Origin of the sequence: Mycobacterium sp. (genome assembly GCF_049683355.1) — a bacterium.
In the GTDB taxonomy this organism is placed as follows: domain Bacteria; phylum Actinomycetota; class Actinomycetes; order Mycobacteriales; family Mycobacteriaceae; genus Mycobacterium.
In genome coordinates this window covers 1-4295 of sequence record NZ_JBAUJB010000008.1, presented here as the reverse complement: position 1 = coordinate 4295, position 4295 = coordinate 1, and the positions used below count along the sequence as shown (strand labels likewise).

At 71.9% G+C, this 4295-nt stretch carries 4 protein-coding genes; 3 read left to right on the top strand and 1 reads right to left on the bottom strand.

All coding sequences use genetic code 11. The features are described from left to right. The first annotated feature begins 59 nt into the window (after positions 1 to 59). Entirely contained in the window at positions 60 to 278 is a 219-nt protein-coding gene (locus tag WA944_RS00385) for a hypothetical protein (protein ID WP_526646056.1), read from the top strand. 8 nt (positions 279 to 286) lie between these two features. On the opposite strand, the gene WA944_RS00380 is transcribed toward WA944_RS00385, so the two are convergent. Next, entirely contained in the window at positions 287 to 3265 is a 2979-nt protein-coding gene (locus WA944_RS00380) for an arabinosyltransferase domain-containing protein (RefSeq protein WP_526646054.1), read from the bottom strand. 110 nt (positions 3266 to 3375) lie between these two features. Between WA944_RS00380 and WA944_RS00375 the strand changes: the two genes are divergently transcribed. After that, positions 3376 to 4152 (top strand): S-methyl-5'-thioadenosine phosphorylase, encoded by a 777-nt coding sequence (locus WA944_RS00375; RefSeq protein ID WP_526371193.1) that lies wholly within the window; start codon positions 3376 to 3378, stop codon positions 4150 to 4152. Continuing rightward, positions 4149 to 4295, top strand: a 147-nt coding sequence (locus tag WA944_RS00370) for an NAD-dependent epimerase/dehydratase family protein (protein WP_526646058.1), incomplete at its 3' end; no start/stop codon positions are given. The genes WA944_RS00375 and WA944_RS00370, both read left to right, overlap by 4 nt.

Genomic DNA, 4295 nt, shown 5'->3' with positions numbered 1-4295 from the left:
TGCAGGTGCCCGGTTTGCTCCCCGCGTGCGCAGGGTGCCAACCGTGGCACACTGAGCGCATGGACGACCGACTGAGCAAGAACGAGATCCGGAAGGACGCCGTACAGGAGATCGTCGGTGCCGGTGCATCCACCGTCGGTGAGGTCACCTCGATCATCACGACCGCGGTCAAGGACGTCGCGAACGCCATCGGCGGGCTGGCCACCGACGTGTTCGAGATCCGTGACGGCGCCCGGCGCGCAGCACAGCGCAACGCCGACGAGCCCGACGCCGAGTAGTTCGCCGGTCAGCCCTCGGGTCGCTGACCGCGGGTGGCGCCGGCGCCCCACACCACCGCGCGATCCGTGGTGCGCACATAGTTGTCCGCGTTGTCCGGCACCGCCGGGTCGGCGGAGACCAGCACCGACCCCCAGTCGACGTCGGGATGTCCCACCAGCCTGCTCGGCACCTCGTTGAGCTGACCGAACGTCGCGAGTCCGGCGAACGTTCCGCCCGGGTCGGGGTCGCGGTCCTCGGTGAACCACGGCCGCGGCGACTCGATCACGGTGCGCGGTGTGGTCGCCACACCCCCCGACACCGTGGCGATGTCGCGCACACAGGGGAACAGGAACGACTGTGGCCAGCTGATCAGCACGGGACCGCGGTCGGCCAGAAAGTCGGTCAGCGGGACGATCGTCCGCAACCGGGGGCCGGTGAACGCCAACCAGCCGGCCTGGCCGGTGCGGTCGTCGACCGCGTGGATGCGGACTCGGTCGGCCCCGGCGGGCACCTCGGCCGAATCGACGCCCACCGAGCGCCACAACGGATGCGCGGGGTCCTCGTCGGATGCGGGCCGGTCGACCGGTTCGGCGGCACCCAGGACGGTGACGGTCGGTCCGTCGGCCCGGCCGAACTCCAGCACCAGCGAGTTGCCGTCCGAAGTGCGGCCCGAGACCGACAGGGCCACACCGGTATCCGGCGCCAACGGTGGTAGCGCAAACCATCCGGTGACGATCTCGCCGGTGGCCTGCGCGCCGGGGGTCCGGCTGCCCCACAGGTACTCCGAGGTGCCGCTTCCGGGCGGGTCCGGAGGCGGCGCCCCCGGGTAGAAGCCCGTCGACGCGGCGAAGCCGGAAACCCGTCCGCCCGGTTCCGCCGCCCTGAGCACCTCACCGTCGGGCAGCACCTCGATGTCGTCTGCCAGCCCGCACACCTGCCCGCCGGCAATCCGGTCGAGGTTCGCCATCGCCAGCGATCCGGCGGGTCGGCGCAACTGCGCCGCGACGAACGAGCCGACGAGCACGGCCAGCGCCGTACCTAAGGTCACCAGGGTGAGCACCGCGGGCCCGAGCGCCGGCCACTGCGCCGACGGGCGGCGCCGCAGCACAGCCAGCGCCGTCAACGTGCCCGCGGCGAGCACCCCGACCCACAACAGCGGGTTGTCCAGCGGCACGCCGAGCGGTCGGACCGGGCCCGTCGGCCACGGGACGTCGTACACCGCGGGCAACCACCAGGCGTTCGGGCCGGCGAAGACCACCGCGGCGGCCACCGCCAGCAGCACCGATCCGGCCACACCGACGACGGCGACGACGCGGTCCGCGGCGCGTGCCCGGCGCACCACCAGCATCACCGCCACGGTCAGGAACGCCGCGAACACCCCGGCGATCGACCCGAAGTGGTAGGACCACTTCGACGGCCCCAGCGCCAGCAGCAGCAGTGAGACCACCACGACGGCGGCCAGTCGCACCGCCGTCGCACCGAGCATGTCGGGTCCGCGGCGGCGTGCGGCCAGCACACCGACGATCGGCAGCAGCGCGATCGTGAACAGCACCGGCAGTCGCTTGGCGAAGCTGCCCTGCTGGTCGGCCTGCAGCAGGTACCTGTACCGGGTCGGCTCCTCGTACCAGGGCAGCGAGGGGCCGAAGAACCTGTGCCAGTCGGTGGCGGTGACGAGCGCGTCCCACGTCTGGTCGGCGAAGATCACCGTGAGCCCGACGGCGCCCACACAACACAGCAACGCCACGGTCGCCGACAGTTCGGCGCGGCAGGGAGCTCCCGCCCGCGCGGCCGCCACCAGCCGGGGAGCAAAAACCAGGACCGGTGCGGCCACCAGCACGGCGGTCGGGCTGATCGGGACCGTGAGCGCGGCCACGAGCACCAGCCAGGCCAACCCGGCCGGGTCCCGCGCCCGCCATGCCAGCGCCAGTGCCGCGGTGACGCCGAGCGCGACGTAGGACTCCGGTCGGGTCCCGAGGTTGAACGGCAGCCAGGTGACCAGCAGGCATACCGCGGCTAGCACCCGTACCCGGGCGGTCACCGGCAGCGCCGCGCCGAGCACGCCGCGGCTGAGCACGAACCACGTGGCCACCCCCAGCAGCGTGCTGGGCAACCTCAGCCACAGCGGGGAGAGGCTGATCTCGGTCAGCGGTGCGAGCAACTGCTGGCTGAGCGCAAAGGGCACCTCGGCGGCGTTCCACCACCGGTGGTAGTTGCCGGGGTCGCCGGTCGCGGCGACGTTGCGGGCGATCATCGTCGCCCAGCCGTCGTCGACCGCGAGCGGACCGATGACGGCCCACCCGAAGAACGTCGCGATCACCGCGCCGTCGATCCACCACAGCCGGTTCCCCCGCAGAGGGGCACGCCGCCGGACGGGCGGGCCGCGACCCCGACGCAGCAGCACCAGCGCGGTCACCGCGCAGAGCAGCTGCACCCCGACCACCACGGTCTTGAGCAGCGTCGGCGTCGTCGCGAACGGTCCGGTGACCACCGCGGACACCGACAGCCCCGCGGCCTGCGCCGGATCGAGGTCGGTGCGGAACCCGAACACCTGGGGCACCGGCTCGCCGGCGAGATGGCTGGTGCGCCCATCCGCCTCCAGGACCGCCAACCCGCCTGGGCCCGATTCGACGGTGACCCGGCAGTCCGCGGAGGCAGTCGGCACGATCAGGGGGCGGGTGACGTCACCGAGCCGGAGCGTCGTGCGGTCCGCCGAACCGGTCACCACCAGGCCGTCACTGTCGGAGCCGGTGGCCAGCACGGTGACCGGCGCCGTCTGCGCGGTCGCGGCGCGCAGCGCCGAACACGGGATCGTCGCCGTGAGCTCGCTCGGCCGGTAGGGCACCACCAGCGCGCTGGTGGAGGTCGCAGGCTCGTCGGGGCCCGGCCAGGTGATGGTCGTGCGCTCGGCGATGACCGGAGCGAAGGGCAGGAACAGCGCTGCCGCCACCCCGGTCAGGCCGACGAACAGGGCGAGCCAGGTCCGCTGTGTGGAGGTGTGTGGCCGCATAGAGTTCCCCGTCAGCCTGCCGACTGTTCGGCGAAGCGGCACGGCCATCCGGGACGTCGTCATCGCAACGTCATGCTTGGTGCGTCGGCTCGATGATCCACAATGGTCGGATGTTAGGTGTCATCGGCGGCAGTGGTTTCTACTCGTTCTTCGGTCCTGATGCCCGGGCGATCAACCTGGACACGCCCTACGGGTCACCGAGCGCGCCGATCACCGTCGGCACCATCGGCGACCACGAGGTGGCGTTCCTGCCCAGGCACGGCGCCAACCACGAGTTCTCCCCGCACACCGTGCCCTACCGCGCCAACATGTGGGCGTTGCGGGCGCTGGGCGTGAGGCGCATCTTCGGCCCCTGCGCGGTCGGCAGCCTGGACCCGCAGCTCGGTCCGGGGGCGATGGTGGTGCCCGATCAACTGGTCGACCGGACCTCGGGCCGGCCCGACACGTACTTCGACTCCGGCGGTATCCACGTCGACTTCGCCGATCCGTACTGCCCGTCGCTGCGGGCCGCGGTCACCGGGCTGCCCAGCGTCGTCGACGGCGGCACGATGGTGGTGATCCAGGGCCCGCGGTTCTCGACGCGTGCGGAGAGCCAGTGGTTCGCGGGCCAGGGTTTCCGGCTGGTCAACATGACCGGCTATCCCGAGACCGTGCTGGCTCGCGAGCTCGAGATATGTTATGCGGCAATTGCTCTGGTCACCGATCTGGATGCGGGCATCGAGAGTGGCCAGGGGGTGCGGGCGGTGGACGTGTTCGCCGAGTTCCAGCGGAACCTGGTGCCGTTCAAGCAGCTGGTGCACGAGGCCATAGAAAGCACCGCTCAGGTCAATGAATGCACCCACTGCCTGCCCCACGAAGGTGTCACGCTGCCGATCGAGCTTCCGTGAGGGTGCTGCTGACCGGTGCCGCCGGGTTCATCGGCGCGCGCATCGCGGCCCTGCTGGCCGCCGCCGGCCATGACGGCGTCGCCGCGGATGTGAGGCTGCCCGCGGCGCCCGGCGAGGGCGCCCAGTTGCCCGCAGGCGTGCAC

Excerpts from the sequence above, each read along its gene's own strand:
- WA944_RS00375 (WP_526371193.1), top strand. The coding sequence starts at position 3,376 with ATGTTAGGTGTCATCGGCGGCAGTGGTTTCTACTCGTTCTTCGGTCCT.
- WA944_RS00380 (WP_526646054.1), bottom strand. The coding sequence starts at position 3,265 with ATGCGGCCACACACCTCCACACAGCGGACCTGGCTCGCCCTGTTCGTC.
- WA944_RS00385 (WP_526646056.1), top strand. The coding sequence starts at position 60 with ATGGACGACCGACTGAGCAAGAACGAGATCCGGAAGGACGCCGTACAG.